Genomic DNA, 23407 nt, shown 5'->3' on the forward strand with positions numbered 1-23407 from the left:
AAACTAATATTATTAACTATTAAAAAAAAACGAAAAATGTCTAGAAAAGGAAACAATACAGCAGGTATATTAGCAGGACTTCTTGCAGGCGCAGCAGCAGGTGTGGTATTAGGAATGCTTTACGCTCCTGAAGAAGGAAAAGAAACTAGAAAAAAAATAAAAGATAAGGCTAATGATCTTAAAGATCAGGCTAAAAACAAATACGGTGAAGTGTCTGAAAAAGTAAAAGATGAGTATGACAACATCTCTTCTACTTTCAAAGAAACTGCAAACAGCGTTGCACATACCGTAAAAGATGGATATGATAAATATAAAGATCAGATTGTTTCTAAAACTACAGATGTAGTAAAAGATGTGGAAGCAGAATTAAATGATCTTAAAAAATAATAATTTCAATTAATTTCAAATTATCAAAGGGACTTTTTGCATTAAAGTTCCTTTTTTTGTAACTTTAAACAAAAACAGATGATAGAAACTATTAAGGAATATGCATCTAAGCGAATAGATCTGCTGAAAATAGAAGCTACTGAAAAGTCATCACTTTCAGCAGGTATGATTACCTACCTGGTCGTGCTGCTTGTTGCTTTCGCCTTTTTCATTATTCTTTTCAACTTTGGAATTGCTTTTCTTATAGGTAAAGCTCTAGACAATTACTCTTACGGATTTTTAATCGTTGCTGCATTTTATTTGCTACTTATGGTTCTTGTCGTTGCTTTTAAAAAAAGAATTGTAAATACTGTAGCTGATAAAGTTATTAAATTTTTAAATCATAACCCATGAGCAGAAACTACGAAAGTTTAAAAGAGTTAAGGATTAAGAAAAAACTACTGAAAGAAGAACTGAATGACCTTGAAAACCTTCTCACATTTAAAAATACCAAGGAGAGTCTAAGTGCATTTACCAATGGTTTAACAGATCAGTATTTAGAGGAAAAGGTAGATAAGGACGGTGAAGAAAAAGTTGTTCTGAGAAAAGATGTTATTGCGAAACAGCTTACCTCTGAGGTTAAAGATATGTTCATCAGCAAAAATACAGCCATGGGAATTGCTAGTTCTGCTTTAAAAGGTAATACCCTTGATAATATTGTCAGATTAGGTACCACTGCTTTAGTAGGCAATTACGCCAAAAGAAATATGCGCAGTTCAAACTGGAAGAAAAAATTACTTGGAATTGCATTAATTTACATTGCCCCTATTGCCTTGAAGTTCGTTAGAAAAAAGCTGGAAAGCTATCAAAAGAATAAAAGTGTCTCCAGTTTGGAGCAATTAATATAGATTCAAAAATAGAGGTTGGAAGTTAGCTAAACTCCAATATAATAGTTTATCTAACTTCTGGTTTCTATTTCTATCTTCTTATTTAGAAAAAAACTGTCCCAATATAATCCCGGCCGCCATTGATACATTCAGGCTTTCTGTAGATTTAGATTTTCCAAATCTTGGAATGGTTATTTTCTTATGAAGGAGTTTTTCAGTTTCCGCTCTCATTCCATTTCCTTCATTTCCTAAAATCAGATTCATTTTCTTCGGCTTCTCAAAAGAATAAATATTTTCTCCGTCCATATCGGTTCCAATATTCGTATTATCCGTAGCTGAAAGATATTCTACAAGGTCACAATACACCATATTTACTCTCGTAAATGATCCCATGCTTGCCTGTATAACTTTGGGATTATAAAAATCAACCGTATCTTCACTACAAATAATCTGCTCTATCCCAAACCAATCTGCTAAACGGATGATTGTCCCTAAATTACCCGGATCCTGAATTCCATCCAAAACCAGTTGAATATCCTGGTCCTCCATCTCCTGTTCTTCCTCAATATAACATACAGCCACTGAATCTTTCGGAGTTTTCAGAAAACTAATTTTTTTCAACTCATTTTCAGATATATGCGTAATTGTAACTCCAGGAAAATCTAATTTTTCAGGATGCGTAGATAATATTTCTTTAATTTTAAAGTTAGAATTGGAAAGTTCACAGATGATTTTATTACCTTCAACCAAAAACAAATTGTATTTTTGCCTGAACTTCTTTTTATCTAAAGACTGTAAAATTTTTATTGTATGAGCTGTAAGCATTATAAGAATTCTCCTCAAAAATATTATAAAATTATATCACTTGCAACATTTGTTACTCTTCTTTACGCTTGTAGTACCACAAAAAAAGTTCCTGATGGTGAATATTTGGTTACAGAAAACAAGTTTGAGTTCGAGGATAAAAAGCAGCCTTTTGACAGTGAACTAAAGGGTTATGTTCAGCAAAAGCCCAATAAAAAGCAGTTTTTATTTATGCCGTTAAGTTTATTACTCTATAATGCGGCTAACCCAAAATATGATACGATTCTTAATGAATACATGACGTATCCGAGTGAAATGAGAACTCAGAAATTGAGAGATTCTCTTTTTATCAAATACAATATGAAAAGCAGTGTAGGAAAAAGCCTTCTTATGGATAGGTTATATCATAATTGGGGATCACCACCTGTTATTCTGGATCAAACAAAAGTAGACAAAAGCGCTGAGTCAATTAAGAAGAGATTAATTTACAGGGGGTATTGGGATGCAGATGTAAAATTCAAAACAAAGATAGATTCGGCAGCAAAAAAAGCAGCTGTCGCTTATTCCATCAACCATCAAGATCCAACCTACATTAAAGAATATTATTATAATATTTCGGATCCGTTTATCAAAAACCTTTATCAACAAAAAATAAATTCAACACTTATCAGATCAGGTCAGATACTTGATCAGACCGTCCTTGAAAAGGAAGTGACCAGAATTAATGAGATCATGAGAGATTATGGGTACTATAAATTTAATAATCTTAATGATGAAGTTTACTTTGTTGCCGATTCATTAAAGAGTAGAAAACAGATTCCTCTTACTCTTGAAATTCATAAAGATTCTATTAACACCCCTTATAAAGTGGCTACTATTGGGAATATAGATGTTGCTATTATTCATGAAGCCGGAGATTTACGTAAAAATACAATCAAAGACAGCTTACGAGGTATAAGATTCCATAAAGTTGATGATCAGTATCAGACAAGATCTATCTGGAGGAACATTATTGTTGGCCATAAACAGGTATATGATCAGAAAAAACTTGATCTTACAAAACGGAATATCTTATCCATGAATAACTTCAGTATCCTTAAAGCAAAGGACTCCCTGAGGCAAGGTGGCGGAACTTCGCCCAATGATAGTATAGTAGATGTCTTATACTTATTAAAACCCCTTCCGAAATATGAATTAAAACTGGGAACAGATATCAATTATTCCCAATTGCTTAACCTTGGAGTTTCTCCATCAATTGACCTTACCACAAGAAATGTATTTAAAGGGGCGGAAAACCTTTCAACAAGTCTTTCCGGAACATTTGGTTCTATAAGAAGTACAAGAGATATTAGTCAAAGGGTTCTCGCTTATGAAATATCTGCGCAGGCTTCTCTTAATTTTCCGAGACTTTTACTACCTTTTGACTATTATAAACTGATCCCAAAAAGATACAGCCCTACTTCGTCAATCGTTTTAGGAGCAGCCATTCAAAATAACATTGGACTGGGCAGGGTTAACTTTAATACCGGACTTAATTATCTCGCGACAGTAAATGATAAAGTATCTCACAGACTTACTTTATTCAATACCCAGCTGAGTTTGACCAAAAATAAATCTGCCTATTATGACTTTTTCACCAATGATAGGATATTAAAAGATGAAGTATTCGACAATTACTTTCAGTACAAATCTGTAGTAGACCCGAACTATCAGTCTAGTAACTATACAATCGATGAAATTTCACAACAAATTGTAACTGATACCAACTATCAAAACTCTCTAGACCAAAAAGGGACTGATCTTTTCACTGCATTTAGAGGGACATTGGTCAATAAAGACAGACAAACCCAGGATGTATTAATCTCTTCTGTCATTTATAATTTCATATATAATGAAATCGGAAAGAAAGATTATCCCAACGCTCTTTATTTCAACGGGAAGGTTGAATTGGCAGGTAATGCCTTAAGCGTATTTAACCGAAGACGAAATGATGGTGGAGGTGTTGTAACAAGTCCACAACGTACCATTTTTGGGGTGCCATATGCCCAATTTGTGAAGTTTGATATCGATGTAAGAAAATATTTTAAATTCAATGGTAATCAGACCTTAGTTCTTCGCCAGTTCATAGGATTAGGAATTCCTTATGGTAATTCTAGCTCTATGCCGGTCATCAGATCTTATTTCAATGGGGGATCCAATGATATAAGAGCCTGGGTAGCATTTGGAGGTCTTGGTCCTGCAGATTCCCAGGTCGATGAAAGAGTACGTACTTATATGACTGACAACCTAAAATTAACAACCAATATTGAATACAGGCTGCCTTTTAATGATATGTATGAAGGGGCTCTTTTTACAGATATTGGTAACACATGGAGCCTTCGTGATTATAACGACGGGTTTAATGATGAATTTAAATTCAATAAATTTCTGGGTCAGGTAGGTGTCGGTAGTGGATTCGGATTGAGAGTAAATATAGCCTACATCACTTTAAGACTTGACTTTGCCTACAAAATTTATGATCCAAACAGACCTAATGGTGACCGATGGAGATTTAAAGACTTCCAGCCTTTCAAACCTACATTGAATCTCGCTTTCGGGTATCCGTTCTAATCTGGAGAAATTCCTAATAAGAAATATACTACAGCAATCATTCTTGCGAATATTTCCCTGAATTGATTTCTGTAGTAACTTTCAGGCTTGCTCACATCCTGTGCGTCAAAACCCAGCGCATTCATATTATTGTTTCTGGCAAAAAATAACGCTCTCAGGTTATGAAATCCCTGTGAAACAATGATCACATTATTTTTCTTATAAACGTCTTTGCAACGTAAGATACTTTTATAGGTATTAAAACCTTTAGGGTCTTCAATGATAATTTCCTCGGGCACACCTTCCTGATAAACCAGATAGTTTTTCATCGCCGCAGGTTCGTTATAGCCTCTACTCTTTTCTCCGCTTACAATAATCTGCCTGATCTTTCCGTGATGATAAAGCAGAGCTGTTGCATCCATTCGTTTTGTAAAATAAGGATTAGACTGCCCTGATCTCATTTTAGGTGATGTTCCAAGGACCAGTGCGACTTCACGAGGTGGGATTTTTGAGATTTTAGTATAGGTTCTACCATTAGTAAGAGCAAAAACCCAGGCATTACCAAAACATATCAGCAAAATTCCGATTTCTGCTGATAATAAAATAAGCTTAAATATGTTTCTTACGACTCTCAAATGAAATCAAAGTTAAGCTTTATTTTCTTAGTTTTTGCTATAGACATACAGGCTAATATTTTGCCCTGTAATTCTTCTTTCTCCGTTAAATATTCATTTTCCAGAAGTTCGACTTCACCCTCTTCCAGATAACACTCACAGCTTCCGCAAATTCCGGACTTACACGAATAAGGAACAGGGAATTTTTGAATTAGCAACTGTTGCAGAATTCTGTCTTTATTATCAGGAAGTTCCGTACTGTATTCTTTCCCCAGCATCTTAAACTCCACCTTTACATTTTCAATAAGAGGAAATTCCTTTTCTATCGGGTAAATATCATCGTTAAATTCTTCAAAAAGTTCAAAATGAATATTTTTTTTAGGTATACCGTGGTGATAACAAGCATTGGCAAGCGTTTTAATCATCTCCCCTTTTCCACAGATCAGAACTTCATCTACCGCATCCCATATCGTAGACTCTTCATCCGTATCATCCAAATTCAGAATCTGATTGATAATAAGATTTAATTTTTTAGCATCTAATCTGCCATTAAAAAGCTGATCCGGAGTTTTCTCCTGAGAATAAAAATAAAAAATCTGTAGTCTGTCAGCATGTGCTCGGGCAAGATGATCCAGCTGTTCCCTATACATCACCTCTTCGGTTCTTTTGTTTCCGAAAAATAAAAACAGTCTGGTTCTCGGCTCTGTGTGAAGAATATTTTTAAAATGACTTAAGATAGGAGTTATCCCAATCCCTCCGGCAAAACCAATAATAGTCCTGAATTCACTAGGTTTAGAAACCAAAGTAAACCTTCCATTGGGTTCACTTACCCATAGATGATCTCCTACCTGATAGTTTTTAAATAATTCTGAGGTAGCTCCTTCAGAAGAATTGATTTTGATACCCAAACTGATCTTCTTTTCGTAAGGAGCAGAAGTCATTGAATAATCATTAATAATATCTTCATCATGAGATTTAAATTTAACACTTACAAACTGACCTGCCTGAAATTCAAAATTCTTTAATAAATTCTCCGGAATCTCTAATTCCAAAGAAAAAGTATTTTTGGTCAGTTGTTCCTTTTTCGCTATTTTTAACCAATGAAACTGCGTAAGTTTCCCCTTATAGATTTGTTGTTGTTCCATACTTCTATTCAAAAATAGCTAAAAAATAATTATGAAAAAGATAATTTTATCCACGCTTATTCTAGCAGCTCTTTCCAGTTGTAAAAAAGAAAGCTCAAAAACAGAAGGCTCGACAGTGTCTAATGACTCCATTTCTGTAACAGAAAAACCGGGTTCTGAAACCAGTACTTATATTTCCAAAGAAGTCGCACCGGAAAAAATCGGTGATTATCTTGCTAAAAATAATGACACCTTATACATTACTAATTTTTTTGCAACATGGTGTGGCCCATGCATGAAAGAAATCCCGCATTTTAAGAAAAAAATGGAGGAACTCAAAGGTCAGCCCGTAAAATTTACTTTCGTGAATTTGGATGAAAAGTCAGAATGGAATACTTCTGTCAAAAGATTCGCTCAAGAAAATGATCTGGCTAATAATATTGTTCTATTAGATGGCAAAAAGCTGGATCAGAATTTCTTTCCAAAGAATTTCAAGCAATGGGACGGAGGATCAATTCCTTTTACCTACATGAGAAAAGGAACTAAAACAGATGAATTTTTAGGAATGATGAGTGAGGATATGCTGAACTCTAAAATTAATTCTTTCTTGAAATAAGATTGCATCGAATTATTCCTGAATAATGTCAAATAAATTCAAAATCCTGTGTTTATTATTTATAATCGCTATTATTACTACTGCGATAATCAATATGAATACAGGATTTTTAAGTCTGCATCTGCAGGACTTTTTTCAAAACTCTGCCAATAGTCAAATTGCTGAAATTCGTGTAAACCGTGTTTTAGTGATGGTTCTTGCAGGAATTTCTATTCCAACTTCCGGATTTCTCATGCAGGAATATTTTCAGAATCCTTTAGCAGGACCTGATATTCTAGGGATTACTTCTATAGCAAGTTTATCGGTAGCATTTTATATTTTATTTTCACATAATATTCTGCTTCCGGAGTTTCTCCAAAACAGTTTTCTCAGTTTATCCGCCATTATCGGAAGTTTATTATTAATGTTGGTTATATTATCGATGTCTAATAAATTCCAGGATAAATCCTATCTTATTATATTCGGATTTTTAGTTTCAGCATTTGCAGGTGCCATCGTATCCCTACTTCAATTCTATGCTGAAAATCAAAGTTTAAAAAACTATATTTTATGGTCATTCGGAGCTAATAACATGGTAACAAGAAGCCAGATCATTGTATTGTCTATATTGGTTTTTATAGGATCACTGATCTGTTTTAAAACCATAAAACCTTTAATAGGAAATTCTTTAGGCAGTTCGTATGCACAAAGTCTGGGAGTAAATTTACAGCAGTTAAAGCTGTTTGTGATCATATCTTCTTCCCTCCTTTCAGCGTCTGTAACCGCTTTTTTAGGACCTATCCTATTTATAGGAATTATTGTTCCTCACTTTTGCAGATTAATTTATAACCCTGCAAAGTTATGGCAGCAATGGATACTCAATATGTTATTGGGAATGCTGATTATGTTATTGTTTTCAATTGTTGCGGAAAAAACACAGATTCCGTTAAATGTCATAAGCTCTATCTTTGGAATACCCGTGATTCTGATGATGTTGTTGAAACAAAATAAAGTTTAATCGCAAGGACGCAAAAGTATCTGTAAAGGATTATATGTATTTTAAGACGCAAGGATTTTATCTTCGATAAAATTAGTGATGATACTATTTAAAATAATATCATTAACTTAACACTACGCTTGCTGAAAATCTTTGATTTTCTTGCGTCTTAAAAAAGCAATATTAAAGATCAATCTCTTTGCGACTTTGCGATTAACAAATACACAAATAACAGAAAACGAATTATCAAAAATAGTTTTTGAAACCGGCTTAAAAATTCATAAAAAATTAGGAGCAGGATTATTTGAACATGTTTATGAAGCTTGCTTATTTTATGAACTAAAGAAAACCGGATTGTTTATCGAAAAACAGAAATCACTTCCGATTTTATATGAAGAATTAATCATTGAAAATGCTTTCAGATTAGATATGATTATTGAAAATAAATTAATACTGGAAATAAAAGCAGTCGAATATATTAACCCAGCTCATAAAGCCCAGCTTTTAACTTATCTCAAAATGACAGGTTTCAAACTAGGATTATTAATTAACTTTCAAACTCACATCTTTAAAAACGGAGTTACAAGAATAAGTAAATAGCTTATAAAAATTTAACAGGCTCAGCCATTCTTTTCATCTTAAAAAGTAACTTTGTGAAAACAAATTCTTGACCTTGTAATTATCAAATAATATGCACCTACAGATCAAACAAGCCCATATCGGATATAATACAACCTTGATTTCAAATGTCAATGCAAATTTGAATTTGGGTGATGTATGCTTACTGATCGGAAATAATGGAGTAGGTAAAACAACTTTAATTAAATCAATTCTTCACCAGCTTCCTTTAATAAAAGGTGAAATTTTTATCGGGGATAAAAACATTAAAAGTCTTTCAGTTAAAGAAATTGCTGAAAATATAGCCGTTGTTTTTTCCAAATCAGTGATTCCACAAAATTATACTGTTGAAGACCTTATTTCTTTAGGAAAATACATTTATTATCCCTTTTATTTTGAATTAAGAAAAGAAGATCGTGAAGAGGTTTCCCATATTATTGATGAACTGGATCTAAACCAATATAGATATACCCTTCTTAAAAATCTCTCAGATGGAAACCTTCAAAAGGCATTTATAGGCCGGGCATTAACTCAAAATTCCCCCATTATCATTCTGGATGAACCTACTACCCATCTGGATGAAAAAAATAAACTGATCATTCTTAAAACACTCAGAAGACTTGCCAAAGAGCAAAATAAGCTGATATTCTTTTCTTCCCATGACTGGCGTTTAGCCAAAGAGTTTGCAGATAAAATATGGTATGTAAAAAACACTCACTTATATTCCGGTATCGTTGAGGACATTCTCCTTGAACATGAAGAGCTTGTTAATGTTTCCTTATTTCAGGTTAATGAAAACTTTGTACCTCCAATCATATCTGCTCCTGCTCTTCAAAAAGAAATGTTGTTCTCATTACTGCAGAAAAACTTCCAAAAAGATCTTTCTTCTTTTAATTTTGATTACCAAGGTCACCTTTGGGTGATTTCTCATCGTAACTCGAGATACCAATGCGAATCTTTCGAAGAAATCATTAATTCTATTTCAAACATTTACTAATACAGCGTTTTATTTAATTATTCCATATACTATGCATGCATAGTATTATGCTAATCATACAATTTAATCCATTTAGGGTCAGGTTATTAACAAAATTTAACGTTAATAAATACTATGCATGCATAATAATTTACTAAATTTGGTAAAAACCCATTGCAACGAAAATGATGGATAATAACAAAGAAAAAATAGAAAACGTAGATCTGATCCTAAAACAGACATGGCTGGCTGTATCTAAAATGTATACAGAGCTAGCCCAAGAGCATGATTCTACGGCCGTTCAGGCTCTTACCCTCTTGAAAATAGACCCTAAAGAAGGAACAAGAAGTACCAACTTAGGGCCCAAAATGGCCATCGAACCTACTTCCTTAACAAGGATTATCAAACTTCTGGAAGATAATGGATATATCTATAAGGAGAAAACCACCACTGACAAACGAGAGGTTATCATTAAACTTACAGATAAAGGGTTAAACTCAAGGAATCTATCAAAAGAAGTCGTGGTAAGCTTTAATAAAAGAGTGATGGAAAAAATTGCTCCTGAAAAAATGGAGACTTTTAAGGAGGTTATGCATGAAATTATGAAAATTGCCAACGATTTAAATAATAGAAAATAAATTGAAATGAAACCGAAAGGTTACATCTGACAAAATAAAAATAAATAATAAATAGTTTACAGATGAAAAGAAGAATCAAACACGTAACGGTTCTTGGTTCAGGAATCATGGGAAGCGGTATCGCAGCTCACTTTGCCAATATTGGTGTGGAAGTTTTGCTGTTGGATATTGTTCCTTTTGAATTGACTGAAGCTGAACAAAAAAAAGGTTTGACCAAAGATGATAAAGCAGTAAGAAACAGAATTGCTGCTGAAAACTTTGAAAAACTGAAAAAAGCAAGTCCTGCTCTACTCTATACCCCAAAATTTGCGGATAGAATTAAAGTAGGAAATTTTGATGATGATTTAGAGAAAATAAAAAATACAGACTGGATTATTGAGGTTGTTGTTGAAAGACTTGACATCAAAAAATCTGTGTATGAAAAAATAGAACAGTTCAGAAAACCAGGTACATTAATTTCATCCAATACATCAGGAATTCCTATTCATTTCTTAACGGAAGGACGAAGTGATGATTTCAAAAAATATTTTGCTGGTACCCACTTCTTTAATCCTGTACGATACCTTCCTCTTTTAGAGATTATTCCTACCAACGATACTGATCCTGAGATCATAGATTTCTATATGAATTACGGAGCTAAATTCTTAGGCAAAACAACTGTTTTGGCAAAAGATACTCCTGCATTTATTGCCAACAGAATCGGGGTTTTCTCTATGATGGATCTTCTTCATAATGTTCAGAAGCTTGGATTGAATGTTTCTGATGTGGATAAGTTAACAGGTCCTGTAATCGGACGTCCGAAATCTGCAACATTCAGAACAGCTGATGTCGTAGGTCTTGATACATTGGTAATGGTAGCTAACGGAGTTCGCCAAAGCGGTTCTGAAGCTAATGACTTCAATGATGTCTTTGCGCTTCCTGAGTATATCCAGAAAATGATGGATAACAAGTGGCTAGGATCTAAAACACAACAAGGGTTCTATAAAAAAGTGAAAGGTGCAGATGGAAAATCTGAAATTCACGGGCTAAACCTTGATACTCTTGAATATGAACTTCAAGGAAAATCATCTTTCCCTACGCTAGAATTAACTAAAAGCATTGATAAGCCTATCGACCGTTTCAAAGTATTGATCGGAGGAAAGGATAAAGCAGGAGAATTGTATAGAAAATCTTTAGGTGCATTATTCGCTTATGTTTCTCATAAAGTTCCTGAAATCTCTGATGACATCTACAAAATTGACGATGCAATGAGAGCCGGTTTCGGATGGGAAAACGGACCTTTTGAAATCTGGGATGCTGTAGGAATTCAAAAAGGTATTGAATTGGCTAAAGATGCCGGTTACGAAGTTTCTGATTGGGTAAAAGCTTTAGCAGAAAAAGGAGAAACCTTCTATAAAGTCAATGATGAAGGACAAAGCATTTATTACGATAAAAACTCGGGAGACTATAATAATATCCCAGGTCAGGATGCTTTCATCATTTTAGATAATATCAGAAAGAATAAAACACTTTGGAGCAATTCCGGAGCTGCTATTGAAGATTTAGGTGACGGAATCATCAACTTTGAGATCCGCTCTAAAATGAATTCTCTTGGAGGAGAAGTTCTTGACGGATTAAACAGAGCTATTGATTTAGCCGAAAAAGAATATGACGGATTAGTAATAGGAAATCAAGGTACCAACTTCTCTGTAGGAGCTAATTTAGCCATGATCTTAATGATGGCAATTGAGCAAGATTGGGATGATTTGAATATGGCTATTGCTTACTTCCAGAAATCAATGATGAGAGTTCGTTATTCTGCTATTCCTGTTGTTGTTGCTCCACACGGAATGACTCTTGGAGGTGGTTGCGAAATGACTATGCATGCTGACAGAGTTGTTGCTGCAGCTGAAACTTATATTGGACTAGTTGAAACCGGAGTTGGAGTAATTCCTGGTGGTGGTGGTACTAAAGAGCTTACCCTGAGAACATCCAGAGAGTTCCATGCTGATGATGTTAAAAATAACAGACTTCGTGAGGCTTTCATGAATATTGCCATGGGTAAAGTAGCTACATCTGCTTATGAAGCTTATGACATGGGTATCCTTGAAAAAGGAAAAGACATTGTTTGTATAAACAAAAACAGACAAATTGCAGAAGCTAAAAAGATTGCCAAATTAATGGCAGAGCAAGGCTATACTCAACCTATTGAGCAAAAAGTAAAAGTTCTTGGAAAAGACGCATTAGGAATGTTCTATGTAGGAACCGATCAAATGCTGACTGGAAACTTTATTTCTGAACACGACAAGAAAATTGCAGATAAATTAGCCAATGTAATGGTTGGAGGAAATCTTTCCGAACCAACTGTAGTTACTGAACAGTATCTACTGAACCTTGAAAGAGAAACCTTCCTTCAACTATGTGGAGAAAGAAAAACTCTGGAAAGAATTCAGTACATGTTACAGAAAGGAAAGCCACTTAGGAATTAGACTTTAGATTTTAGATGTTAGAAGTTAGAGATGAGAGCACACAAATTACATGATTTGCTTATTTGGAAAAAATCAATGACTTTAGTAAAGGAAGTATATCTCTTGACAGAAGACTTACCTTCAGACGAAAAGTATGGATTAATCTCTCAAATAAGAAGATGTGCTGTATCGATTCCTTCTAATATCGCTGAGGGTGCAGGAAGAAATAATGTAAAGGAATTTAATCAGTTTTTAGGTATTGCATCAGGTTCTACATATGAGCTCGAAACTCAATTAATCTTACTAACTGATTTAAATTTTAAGAATGAAAATGAAATTGTACCTATACTCAATAATCTAAATGAAATTCAGAAGATGATTTACAAGTTTAAAACCAATTTAACAAACGGTTAGAGTCTAACTTCTAACCTCTAAATTCTAATTTCTACAAAAAATGAAACAAGCATATATAGTAAAGGGTTTCAGAACGGCCGTTGGAAAAGCTCCAAAAGGAAGTTTAAGATTTACAAGACCCGATGTGATGGCGGCTACAGTTATTGAAAAATTAATGGCTGCAGTTCCACAATTAGATAAAGACAGAATTGATGACCTGATTGTAGGTAATGCTATGCCGGAAGCTGAACAAGGCTTAAACGTAGCGCGTTTAATCTCTTTAATGGGATTGAATACAGATAAGGTTCCTGGAGTTACCGTTAACAGATATTGTGCGTCAGGAAGTGAGGCTATTGCCATCGCATCAGCAAAAATTCAGGCTGGAATGGCAGACTGTATCATCGCAGGGGGAACAGAATCTATGTCTTATATTCCTATGGGAGGTTATAAGCCGGTTCCTGAAACAGATATCGCTAAAACAAACCCTGACTATTATTGGGGAATGGGTTATACTGCAGAGGAAGTTGCCAAACAATATAATATCACCAGAGAAGAGCAGGATCAATTTGCTTTTGAATCTCACCAGAAAGCTTTAAAAGCTAATGCTGAAGGAAAATTCGCGAATCAAATCGTATCTCTTCCTGTAGAATACAATTTCCTGGACGAAAATCAAAAAATGCAGACTAAGAAATTTGATTTTTCTGTAGATGAAGGCCCAAGAAAAGATACTTCTTTAGAAGGTTTAGCTAAGCTAAGACCTGTATTCGCTAACGGAGGAAGTGTAACAGCTGGAAATTCATCTCAAATGAGTGACGGAGCTGCTTTCGTAATCGTTATGAGCGAAGATATGGTTAAAGAATTAGGATTGGAACCTGAAGCAAGACTGGTAGCTTATGCAGCTGCAGGTTTAGAGCCAAGAATTATGGGAATGGGGCCTATTTATGCTATTCCAAAGGCTTTAAAGCAAGCTGGCCTAGAATTAAAAGATATCGACTTAATTGAATTAAATGAAGCATTTGCTTCTCAATCTGTTGCTATCAAAAAAGAATTAGGATTAAATCCTGATATTTTGAATGTTAATGGAGGTGCAATTGCATTAGGTCACCCTCTTGGATGTACTGGAACAAAATTAACGGTTCAGCTACTCGATGAAATGAGAAAACGCGGAAGCAAATATGGTATGGTTTCCATGTGCGTAGGAACAGGACAAGGAGCGGCGAGTATCTTTGAACTACTTTAAAAATGTATTCATGTATTTATGTAAAATGTATTCATGATCCAAAGTTTAAGAATCATCAATACATTTTACGTGAATACTTCAGTACAAAAAATCAATCTTTAAAATAAAACAAAAATATAATGGCTACATTAAAAGGCGGAGAATTCCTGATCAAGGAAATTCCGGCAAATGAAATTTTCAGTATTGAAGAACTGAATGAGGAACAAAAAATGCTTCGTGATTCTGCTAAAGAATTTATTGATAGAGAAGTAGTTCCGCAAAAAGAACGTTTCGAAAAGAAAGACTATGCACTTACCGAGGAAACCATGCGTAAACTTGGAGACATGGGTATGTTGGGAATTGCTGTTCCTGAAGAATACGGAGGTCTTGGAATGGGATTCGTAACAACGATGTTGGCTTGCGATTATATTTCAGGAGTTACAGGTTCATTGGCAACAGCTTATGGAGCACATACAGGAATTGGAACATTACCAATCGTTCTTTATGGTACTGAAGAACAAAAGAAAAAATATCTTCCGGATTTAGCTACCGGAACAAAGTTCGGAGCTTATTGTTTAACAGAACCTGATGCAGGATCTGATGCCAACTCAGGAAAAACAAGAGCTAAGCTTTCGGAAGATGGAAAACATTATATCATCAACGGACAAAAAATGTGGATTTCTAATGCAGGATTTGCTGATACTTTTACATTATTTGCCAAAATTGATGATGATAAAAATATTACCGGTTTTGTGATCAACCGTTCTGAGCTTGAAAACCCTGAAAGTCTTACTTTCGGTGAAGAGGAACATAAATTGGGAATCCGTGCATCTTCTACTCGTCAGGTATTCTTCAACGATATGAAAATCCCTGTTGAGAACCTTTTAGGAGAAAGAAACAATGGTTTTAAAATCGCATTAAATGCATTAAATGTTGGTCGTATTAAATTGGCTGCTGCTTGTTTAGATGCCCAAAGAAGAATTTTAAACCACTCTATCCAGTATTCTAACGAAAGAAAACAGTTCGGTGTTTCTATCTCTACTTTTGGAGCGATCAGAAAGAAAATTGCTGAAATGGCAACCGGAGTTTTTGTAAGTGAAGCTGGTTCTTACAGAGCTGCAAAAGATGTTCAGGACAAAATTGATGAATTGGTTGCAGGAGGAATGGATCACCAGGCTGCTGAATTAAAAGGTGTTGAAGAGTTCGCTGTTGAATGTTCAATTCTTAAAGTTTTCGTTTCTGACCTTGCTCAGCACACTGCTGATGAAGGAATTCAGGTATACGGAGGTATGGGATTCTCTGAAGAAACTCCAATGGAAGCTGCATGGAGAGATTCAAGGATTTCAAGAATCTATGAAGGAACTAATGAAATCAACAGATTATTGGCAGTAGGAATGCTAATCAAGAGAGCTATGAAAGGAGAATTAGATTTATTATCTCCTGCTATGGCTATCAGCAAAGAATTGATGGGTATCCCTTCATTCGATGTGCCTGACTATTCTGCATTCATGAGTGAAGAGAAAGCAATCATTGCTAACCTTAAAAAAGTATTTTTAATGGTTTCAGGAGCTGCTCTTCAAAAATATATGATGGATATCGAAAAGCAACAACACCTGTTGTTAAATGCTTCTGAAATCCTTAACCAGATCTATATGGCAGAATCTGCCATTTTAAGAGCAGAAAAACATTTCTCTCCTGATTCTGTAGAAGCAGCTATGGCTCAATTAAATCTTTACAAAGCCGTTGAAAAAATCATCGTAGCAGCTAAAGAAGGAATTATTTCTTTCGCTGAAGGAGATGAACAAAGAATGATGCTTTCCGGATTAAGAAGGTTTACAAAATATACCAACCATCCGAATGTAGTAGCCTTAACTGAAAAAGTGGCGGCACACTATATTGAAAAAGGAGCTTATTAGTCTTTTATATATAAATTTGATTTTCAAAAGACGTCTCACTCTGTGAGGCGTTTTTTATTTATAATTTTTTTTATAATTTTAAAGAAATCAAAAAACATTACAACTATGGGAAAATTTATTATCTCAAAAAGAACAAACGGAGATTATCAGTTTAACCTGAAAGCAGGAAACGGCCAGGTAATTTTAACAAGCCAGGGTTACAGTTCTAAATCCGGATGTGAAAATGGCATCGATTCTGTTAAAACCAACGCTAAAGATGATTCTAAATTCGAAAGAAAAACCGCTGCCGATGGAAGGGCTTACTTTAACCTTAAGGCAGCAAACGGGCAGATTATCGGTACCAGCCAGATGTATGAATCTGAAAATGGTATGGAAAACGGAATAGAATCTGTAAAAAACAATGCTCCAGGAGCCTCTGTGGAAGACGAAACAGCAGCATAAAATTATATAAAATAATCTATAGAAAATGTCTTATTTATTTAAGGCATTTTCTATTTTTGTACTCTATCTTTCGAAGAAAAAAATGACTAAAGAAGAACTTTTGCATAGAGCCATAAAAATTGCCGATAAGGCACATAAAGGCCAAACAGATAAATACCATGCTCCTTATATTGCACATGTCATGCGTGTCATGGAATATGGTAAGACTATGGACGAAAAAATTGTTGGAGTATTGCATGATGTTGTGGAAGATCATCCTTCTGAATTTAGTCTGGACTATCTACGAAATGAAGGATTCCCTGAATATATCCTTTTTGCGATAAGCTGTCTCACAAAATTCGATCCAGAAGAAGAGTATGATGACTTCGTCAAAAGAACAGAAAGATCTCCTCTAGCTGTAGCCGTAAAGCTTAACGATCTCCGCGATAATATGGATTTAAGAAGAGTAAACAGAGAGCTTACTCCTAAAGACATTAAAAGGTTTAATAAATACCTTAAAGCATACCGATACCTGATTGATAAATATTAATCAGCTCCCGGGAAATGATAGGTTTTCGTATGATGATCAGTACCGTCGATATTGATGTTTAGCGCTAAATAAACAAAATGAACATTTTTGTTTCCTGAAGCATCAAACTCTCTTTGCCAAAGATAACCTCCGGCAATCCCGAAAAATTCATCAACTTGATATCCTAATCCCCCATAAACCCTGTTTCTGGCAAAAGTAGGCTTCATAGGACTTACCAGGAATATTTCATCGTATACGTTCGCAAAAACGGTTCCTGGTTTCAAGGATTTGTCATTCAAAGGAACTGTAATGTTCAGACGATAACGATAACGCATCCTTTCGGAGCTTTTTCCTGTATTGGGCTCGTAAAACCAACTCTTTTCTGCGCGGAGACGATTTTCAAATTTTACAATTCCTTTTTTTAAATCAATAATATCTTGTAACCAAACCCTGAATTCTTCTTTGTTCATATCACGGTTTTTATAGGTAACATATCTTCCGAGACCAATAAAGGGTTTGTGATTTTTTGTAAGATAGTAGCCAAGTCCTCCTTTTATTTCATAATAATCAGGATAAGTATAATCTTCAATACCCCTCGACTGGCCTTCTCCGTAAAGGAAAAATTTTGGATGAAATTTATAGGTGATAGTCAAAGCATTGAAGCTGGAGATATTCTCTTGCGCTTTAAAAAAAGTGATGCTAAAAAGTAGACTCAAACCTAAAAAAAGTTTCATAAAAAATTTTTGCAAAAATAAAATTTATTAACTATCCCGTTATATTAAGTTTACTTAATATTAATATTGTAAGAGAATCCAATATGAAACCATCTGTTAGGCATCTGAACTCCAAACGTCTCTGTGTAATGGGTATTGGTCACATTGTTAACTAACACATACACTGAGAAATCATTTTTAACAAAACTTAATTTTTCGTCCAGCAAATTATAGCTTCCTAAATTCACCCTGTCATTGTACCGGTAAACCAGTTCATTGGTAAAATATTTCAGAAAACGGGTTTCCAGTTTTGCAATAAACTGATGTTTCAGATTATCCAAAACATATCTTGAAACCAAATCATTGGGCTTTTTAAACTGAGTATCCAGATAGGTATATCCTGCAGAGTATTTTAACCAGCTTAAAACCCGGTGATTGAGCTCTAATTCTATTCCTTTGGTGTCAATTTCTCCAACATTCTGGGCATACCAGATGGGATCATCCAACGTTTTTTTAACCCAATCTATAGAGTTCCGTGAGTTTCTCATAAACCCGCTGATTTTAGCCAACAATCCTTTATTCTGATATTGATATCCGATTTCTGTAGAAATAGCATTCTCAGGAATCAGATCCGGGTTCCCTTGCTCTGTTTTACTTACGTAATAAAGATCGGTAAAAGTAGGTACCCTGTGTACTCTTGCGATGTTTCCGTAAACCTTGTTATTGGCATTAAAATTATACCCAACATCTAAACCAGGATAAAAGAAGTTCCCTTCTTTAGAATAATTAGCCCATGAGACTCCAGGAGTAATGTTCAGCTTTTTCTCCAGTAATGAAAAATGATGCTCTAAAAAGACCTGCGAAACAAAACGGTTTCGGCTACCAAGATTATTACTGGCCAGAAGCTCTTTTCTTAACTCCACACCTACTCCGGTGGTACCCAATCCCCATGAATAGCTTGAGTTTACTTCTCCACCCACATTATTCCCGATATGCATATTTCTGTATATTTCGGGTCTCTGTCTATCATACAAATACATATCCTGCCCTCTTCTCCAGTACACATTAGAATTCAGTCTCAATTTTCCGAATGTCTGCTGATGGGCTATGCTGACAATAGAAGCCTGAAGTTCTTCATATTGTTCTGTAGCATTTTTAGAAGCATAAAATCCGTTGGCTCCAAACTTTTTTTCCGAAAAACCGGCTTGTAGCCTGATGTCTCCATCCTTTATACTTAATTTATTCTGATAAAAAACATTTCTTATTTCATAATCCGTATTATGCATATACCCCTGAGAGGTTGCTGAGTTGGCTTGTAGTGAGTTGGAAAACTTCTCATTTCCCAACTGAGCATTGAATCCAAAGCCATAGGTCTCGAAATCACCGCCTTCAGCACTTATTTTAACTCTCTTTCCAGGATTCGTTTTGGTAATAATATTGATCACCCCTGCATAGGCATTCTGCCCAAATCTTCTGGCAGCCGGACCTTTGATTATTTCAATTCGTTCCACATCTTCCAGATCTACCGGAACATTTAATGAATTGTGTCCGGTTTGGGAATCATTCATTCTGATTCCGTTTAAAAGAAGCAAAACCTGCTCAAATGAGCTTCCCCGAAAAGTAATATCACTTTGTACCCCATTAGCTCCTCTCCTTCTGATATCCATTCCGGGAACCTGTTGAAGAATTTCATCAATACTTTTTGCAGGAGATTTAATAATATCTTCTTTAGAAATTACCGTGATATTCTGATTGGCATTTTTATAAGGAGTAGCAATAAACTTACCCTGAAATTCTATCGTTTCAATATCAGCTGTTTTTTCCTGAGCTTCTGCCAATGCGACAATTCCCAAAAAAAATACGACTCCCAGCTTTTTCATCATATCTCTAATTTTTAAGATTTTTTTAAGATTTTCAAAAATAGAAGACTTAGATAACACTCACAAATGATTCTTATCATAATACAAAAGTTTTAAAGACTGATCCAATAGTTTTTTTACATCTGCTGTTTTGTTGATGTATGGTCACAAAAAAAGATGCAACATCTGCTGCATCTTGTGTGGGAAGTAATCACTATCTTTTTCTCATTAAATGTGTAACAAGATCTCTGAATAACTTTATCATTTCTATATTACATATTTATGAATACAATTTTAGATAATTTAAAAATACGAAACAATAGAAAAGTTAAAAAAACTAACTAAAATCATAAAACAAACGAAAAACAAGAAAATAATACAACTAATCAAACTATTTAGCTTATAACGTTTAACTTTCAGGCGTAACATAGCCCCTGTCTTCACAGAGAAAATAACCGTTTACAGAATACTGTTTAATAAAAACCAGAGATAAAAGAAGAGTATAAGCCTTTCTCTTAAGTCTGATGACTTCCCAAAACGTCTGTATCCAAAGACATTGAGCCTATATATTTATTACAGAAATATTAACAGTCTGTTTAATAGATTTTTTGAATGGTAAAGGATGCATTTATAGCAAAAAAATCCGGTGAAAATTCGTATTTTTGTAGGTCTTAATTTTACTATGGCTCCAATTACAGAAATAGATATAAAAAAACAGGTATTCGTTAAAAACGCACACCTGAATAACCTGAAACACATTGATGTTTTAATTCCGAAAAACAAACTGATTGTCATTACCGGAGTGTCAGGAAGCGGAAAATCTTCTTTAGCTTTTGATACCATTTATGCTGAAGGGCAAAGAAGGTACGTGGAAAGTTTAAGCTCTTATGCACGTCAGTTTTTGGGTAAATTAGAAAAACCAAAAGTAGATGACATCAAAGGTTTAGCACCTTCTATTGCTATTCAACAGAAAGTCATCTCTTCGAATCCGCGTTCTACGGTAGGAACTTCTACGGAGATTTACGATTATATGAAACTTCTTTTTGCAAGAATAGGAAGAACCTATTCTCCTGTTTCAGGAGAAGAAGTCAAAAAGGATTCTGTTTCTGATGTGATAGACTTCATTAAATCTTCTGAAAAAGAAGCGTCTTTCCTTTTAACCGCACCATTGGAATATGACATTGATAATTTTACTGAAAATTTAAATATTTTAAAGCTGGCAGGTTTCACAAGACTTGAAATCAATGGAAATGTGGCTGGAATTGAAGATCTTGAAAGCTTTGGTTTTACTCCTGAAAAAGGAATGGTCATCAATCTGGTTATTGACCGCTTTTCTTATGAAGAAGATGAAAGCTTCTTACAGAGGCTTGCAGACTCAATTCAAATGGCTTTCTATGAAGGAAGAGGATATTGTGCTCTTAAAAATATAGAAACCGGAAAACTAAAAGAGTTTTCTAATAAATTTGAATTGGACGGCATGGAGTTTCTTGAGCCTAACGTCCATTTCTTCAGCTTTAATAATCCTTATGGCGCTTGTCCTACCTGCGAAGGATATGGAAAAGTGATCGGGATTGATGAAGATTTAGTGGTTCCTAATAAAACCCTGTCCATTTATGAAGATGCAGTGGTTTCATGGAGAGGTGAATCGATGAGTGAATGGAAAAAGTCCTTTATTAAGAAAGCAGGCGACTTCCCTATTCATAAGCCTTATCACCAGCTGACAAAAGAACAAAAGAACTTTTTATGGAAAGGAGACGGCAGTAGCAGCTTTCCTTCTATTAATAATTTCTTCAAAATGCTTGAAGAAAATTTATACAAAATACAATACCGGGTAATGTTATCCCGCTATCGTGGAAAAACACTTTGTCCGACCTGTGAAGGCTTGCGCTTACGCGAAGAAACAACTTGGGTGAAAGTAGATTCCCATAATATTCAATCCATGATTGAACTGCCTTTAGACGAGCTCTCCCCTCTTATCAACAGTTTAAAGCTTTCCGAGCATGACAAGGAAGTTGCCAAGCGACTACTATATGAAATTACCACCCGCCTTGAGTTTTTATTAAAGGTAGGATTAGGATATCTTACATTAAACAGGACTTCTAATACGCTTTCCGGTGGAGAAAGCCAGAGGATTAATCTTGCAACAAGTTTAGGAAGTTCATTGGTCGGTTCTATCTATATTCTGGATGAGCCTTCTATCGGATTACATTCCAGGGATACTGAGAATTTAATCAGTGTCTTAAAAAATCTGCGGGACCTGGGAAATACCGTCATTGTTGTTGAGCATGACGAAGACGTAATGAGGGCAGCAGATTATATCATCGATATTGGTCCTGAGGCCGGCTATCTTGGAGGCGAGCTGGTTTTCGCCGGAGATTATAAAGAACTCAAAAATGCCGATACACTTACTTCTAAATACCTGACAGGCCGACTTGAAATTGAGGTGCCTGCAAAACGTAGAAAAGCTAAGGAATGGATTCATATCAAAGGAGCAAGGCAGAATAATCTTAAAAACATTGATGTAGATGTCCCACTGGAAAGTCTGGTTGTGATTTCCGGTGTTTCCGGTAGTGGAAAGTCTACATTAATGAAGGAAATCCTTACCAATGATATCCAGATCCAATTAGGAATGGGTGGAAAAAAAGGTGATTATGACTCTGTAGAATTCCCTAAAAAACTGATTAAAAACATTGAACTTATCGATCAGAACCCTATTGGGAAATCATCACGTTCTAACCCGGTTACCTATCTGAAAGCATATGATGATATCAGAGACTTGTTTGCCAAACAGAAAATATCAAAAATGATGGGCTACAAACCTAAACACTTTTCTTTCAACGTAGACGGCGGAAGATGTGATGAGTGTAAGGGTGAAGGAGTAATTAATGTTTCCATGCAGTTTATGGCAGATATTGAACTGGAATGTGAAACATGTAAAGGAACCCGTTTTAAGAATGAAATTCTCGAGGTAAAATTCGATGAGAAAAACATCTCGGATATTCTTCATATGACCGTTGATGAATCCATTGAATTTTTCAAAGAAAATCATGAAGAGAAAATTGTTACCAAGCTAAAGCCTTTACAGGAGGTTGGTTTAGGATATCTTCAGCTGGGACAAAGCTCATCTACTCTTTCAGGAGGAGAAGCACAGCGTGTAAAATTAGCTTCATTCCTGGTAAAAGGAGTTACCACGGATAAAACATTATTTATCTTTGATGAACCATCAACAGGTCTGCATTTCCATGATATTCAGAAATTATTGAAATCATTGCAGGCACTGATTGACCTCGGACACTCAGTAATTGTTATCGAACATCAGCCGGATATTATCAAATCGGCAGACTATATCATTGATATTGGTCCCGAGGCCGGAAAACACGGTGGAGAAGTTGTTTTCACAGGAACTCCTGAAGAGCTGGCAAAAAATAAGAAATCTCATACAGCGAAGTATATTAAAGAAAAGCTGGAGAACTAGATATAAAGAGAGAGTCGATATTTTGGCTCTCTTTTTTTAATGATTACAGATTGAGCTATTAGGGAGATATCAAACTTTCAAGGATAGGAAGATTAACTTAACATTAAACCACAAATTAATACCCTTAGTTTTTTGTAGAAAATCTAATACCTTTCCTTACTTCCAACGATTAAAAATCTTTAAAAGCCTCATTTTCTGCACGAAACAAAGTTATCCACAGAAAAATGT

Annotated in this window: 21 protein-coding genes; 16 read left to right on the forward strand and 5 right to left on the reverse strand. The window is 35.0% G+C overall.

Going from position 1 to position 23407, the window contains the following annotated elements; translation table 11 throughout:
• Window positions 1-36 precede the first annotated feature (36 nt).
• From CJF12_RS05195 to CJF12_RS05205, 3 genes are all read left to right on the forward strand, one after another.
• The gene (locus CJF12_RS05195) at window positions 37-387 is read left to right on the forward strand and encodes a YtxH domain-containing protein (RefSeq protein WP_034686590.1); all 351 of its coding nucleotides are present in this window, start codon (window positions 37-39) and stop codon (window positions 385-387) included.
• 78 nt (window positions 388-465) lie between these two features.
• Entirely contained in the window at window positions 466-780 is a 315-nt protein-coding gene (locus tag CJF12_RS05200; protein ID WP_034686592.1) for a phage holin family protein, read from the forward strand.
• The gene (locus tag CJF12_RS05205) at window positions 777-1274 is read left to right on the forward strand and encodes a hypothetical protein (RefSeq protein WP_034686593.1); all 498 of its coding nucleotides are present in this window, start codon (window positions 777-779) and stop codon (window positions 1272-1274) included. The genes CJF12_RS05200 and CJF12_RS05205 overlap by 4 nt, the downstream gene beginning before the upstream one ends.
• 78 nt (window positions 1275-1352) lie before the next feature.
• Here the strand turns inward: CJF12_RS05205 and CJF12_RS05210 are convergent, their stop codons facing one another.
• Complete coding sequence (locus CJF12_RS05210; RefSeq protein ID WP_034686595.1) at window positions 1353-2078, reverse strand: RNA methyltransferase; 726 nt, start codon at window positions 2076-2078, stop codon at window positions 1353-1355.
• Between CJF12_RS05210 and tamL the strand changes: the two genes are divergently transcribed.
• Entirely contained in the window at window positions 2064-4667 is a 2604-nt protein-coding gene (gene tamL, locus CJF12_RS05215; protein WP_034686596.1) for a translocation and assembly module lipoprotein TamL, read from the forward strand. The genes CJF12_RS05210 and tamL overlap by 15 nt on opposite strands.
• Here tamL and CJF12_RS05220 read toward each other — a convergent pair.
• Window positions 4664-5281, reverse strand: a complete 618-nt coding sequence (locus CJF12_RS05220) for a SanA/YdcF family protein (RefSeq protein WP_034686597.1) — start codon at window positions 5279-5281, stop codon at window positions 4664-4666. The two genes, tamL and CJF12_RS05220, sit on opposite strands and share 4 nt — an antisense overlap.
• Complete coding sequence (locus CJF12_RS05225) at window positions 5278-6405, reverse strand: flavin reductase family protein (RefSeq protein WP_034686598.1); 1128 nt, start codon at window positions 6403-6405, stop codon at window positions 5278-5280. Before CJF12_RS05225 ends, CJF12_RS05220 begins: the two co-directional genes overlap by 4 nt.
• A gap of 31 nt (window positions 6406-6436) precedes the next feature.
• Between CJF12_RS05225 and CJF12_RS05230 the strand changes: the two genes are divergently transcribed.
• The 11 genes from CJF12_RS05230 (at window position 6437) to CJF12_RS05280 (ending at window position 17153) form a co-directional block, all read left to right on the forward strand.
• Window positions 6437-7000 carry a TlpA family protein disulfide reductase gene (locus CJF12_RS05230; RefSeq protein ID WP_034686600.1) on the forward strand — a complete coding sequence of 188 codons (564 nt, stop codon included), beginning with the start codon at window positions 6437-6439 and terminating at the stop codon, window positions 6998-7000.
• A 25-nt stretch (window positions 7001-7025) separates the two neighbouring features.
• On the forward strand, window positions 7026-7997 hold the full coding sequence (locus CJF12_RS05235; protein WP_034686601.1) for a FecCD family ABC transporter permease: 972 nt from the start codon (window positions 7026-7028) through the stop codon (window positions 7995-7997).
• A 207-nt stretch (window positions 7998-8204) separates the two neighbouring features.
• On the forward strand, window positions 8205-8576 hold the full coding sequence (locus tag CJF12_RS05240) for a GxxExxY protein (protein WP_034686615.1): 372 nt from the start codon (window positions 8205-8207) through the stop codon (window positions 8574-8576).
• Between the two features lie 91 nt (window positions 8577-8667).
• Window positions 8668-9591: an ABC transporter ATP-binding protein gene (locus CJF12_RS05245; RefSeq protein WP_034686602.1), complete on the forward strand. Its 924-nt coding sequence runs from the start codon at window positions 8668-8670 to the stop codon at window positions 9589-9591.
• Window positions 9592-9758: 167 nt separating this feature from the next.
• On the forward strand, window positions 9759-10208 hold the full coding sequence (locus tag CJF12_RS05250; RefSeq protein WP_034686616.1) for a MarR family winged helix-turn-helix transcriptional regulator: 450 nt from the start codon (window positions 9759-9761) through the stop codon (window positions 10206-10208).
• A 62-nt stretch (window positions 10209-10270) separates the two neighbouring features.
• Window positions 10271-12676, forward strand: coding sequence for a 3-hydroxyacyl-CoA dehydrogenase/enoyl-CoA hydratase family protein (locus CJF12_RS05255; protein ID WP_034686604.1), 2406 nt, complete (start codon window positions 10271-10273; stop codon window positions 12674-12676).
• A gap of 30 nt (window positions 12677-12706) precedes the next feature.
• Window positions 12707-13069, forward strand: a complete 363-nt coding sequence (locus tag CJF12_RS05260; protein WP_034686605.1) for a four helix bundle protein — start codon at window positions 12707-12709, stop codon at window positions 13067-13069.
• A gap of 40 nt (window positions 13070-13109) precedes the next feature.
• Window positions 13110-14288, forward strand: coding sequence for a thiolase family protein (locus CJF12_RS05265; RefSeq protein WP_034686606.1), 1179 nt, complete (start codon window positions 13110-13112; stop codon window positions 14286-14288).
• 119 nt (window positions 14289-14407) lie between these two features.
• On the forward strand, window positions 14408-16183 hold the full coding sequence (locus CJF12_RS05270; RefSeq protein ID WP_034686608.1) for an acyl-CoA dehydrogenase family protein: 1776 nt from the start codon (window positions 14408-14410) through the stop codon (window positions 16181-16183).
• Window positions 16184-16288: 105 nt separating this feature from the next.
• Window positions 16289-16624: a YegP family protein gene (locus CJF12_RS05275; protein WP_034686610.1), complete on the forward strand. Its 336-nt coding sequence runs from the start codon at window positions 16289-16291 to the stop codon at window positions 16622-16624.
• Between the two features lie 82 nt (window positions 16625-16706).
• A complete protein-coding gene (locus tag CJF12_RS05280) occupies window positions 16707-17153 on the forward strand; it encodes a phosphohydrolase (protein ID WP_034686611.1) in 447 nt (148 codons plus the stop codon).
• Here the strand turns inward: CJF12_RS05280 and CJF12_RS05285 are convergent.
• Both CJF12_RS05285 and CJF12_RS05290 read right to left on the reverse strand, forming a co-directional pair.
• Complete coding sequence (locus tag CJF12_RS05285; RefSeq protein WP_034686612.1) at window positions 17150-17866, reverse strand: DUF2490 domain-containing protein; 717 nt, start codon at window positions 17864-17866, stop codon at window positions 17150-17152. The genes CJF12_RS05280 and CJF12_RS05285 overlap by 4 nt on opposite strands.
• A gap of 50 nt (window positions 17867-17916) precedes the next feature.
• Entirely contained in the window at window positions 17917-19728 is a 1812-nt protein-coding gene (locus CJF12_RS05290) for a TonB-dependent receptor plug domain-containing protein (RefSeq protein WP_034686617.1), read from the reverse strand.
• 658 nt (window positions 19729-20386) lie between these two features.
• On the opposite strand from CJF12_RS05290, the gene uvrA reads away from it, so the two are divergent.
• Entirely contained in the window at window positions 20387-23179 is a 2793-nt protein-coding gene (gene uvrA / locus CJF12_RS05295) for an excinuclease ABC subunit UvrA (protein ID WP_034686613.1), read from the forward strand.
• The last annotated feature ends 228 nt before the right edge of the window (window positions 23180-23407 follow it).

The organism is Chryseobacterium piperi (assembly GCF_002285635.2).
Lineage (GTDB): Bacteria > Bacteroidota > Bacteroidia > Flavobacteriales > Weeksellaceae > Chryseobacterium > Chryseobacterium piperi.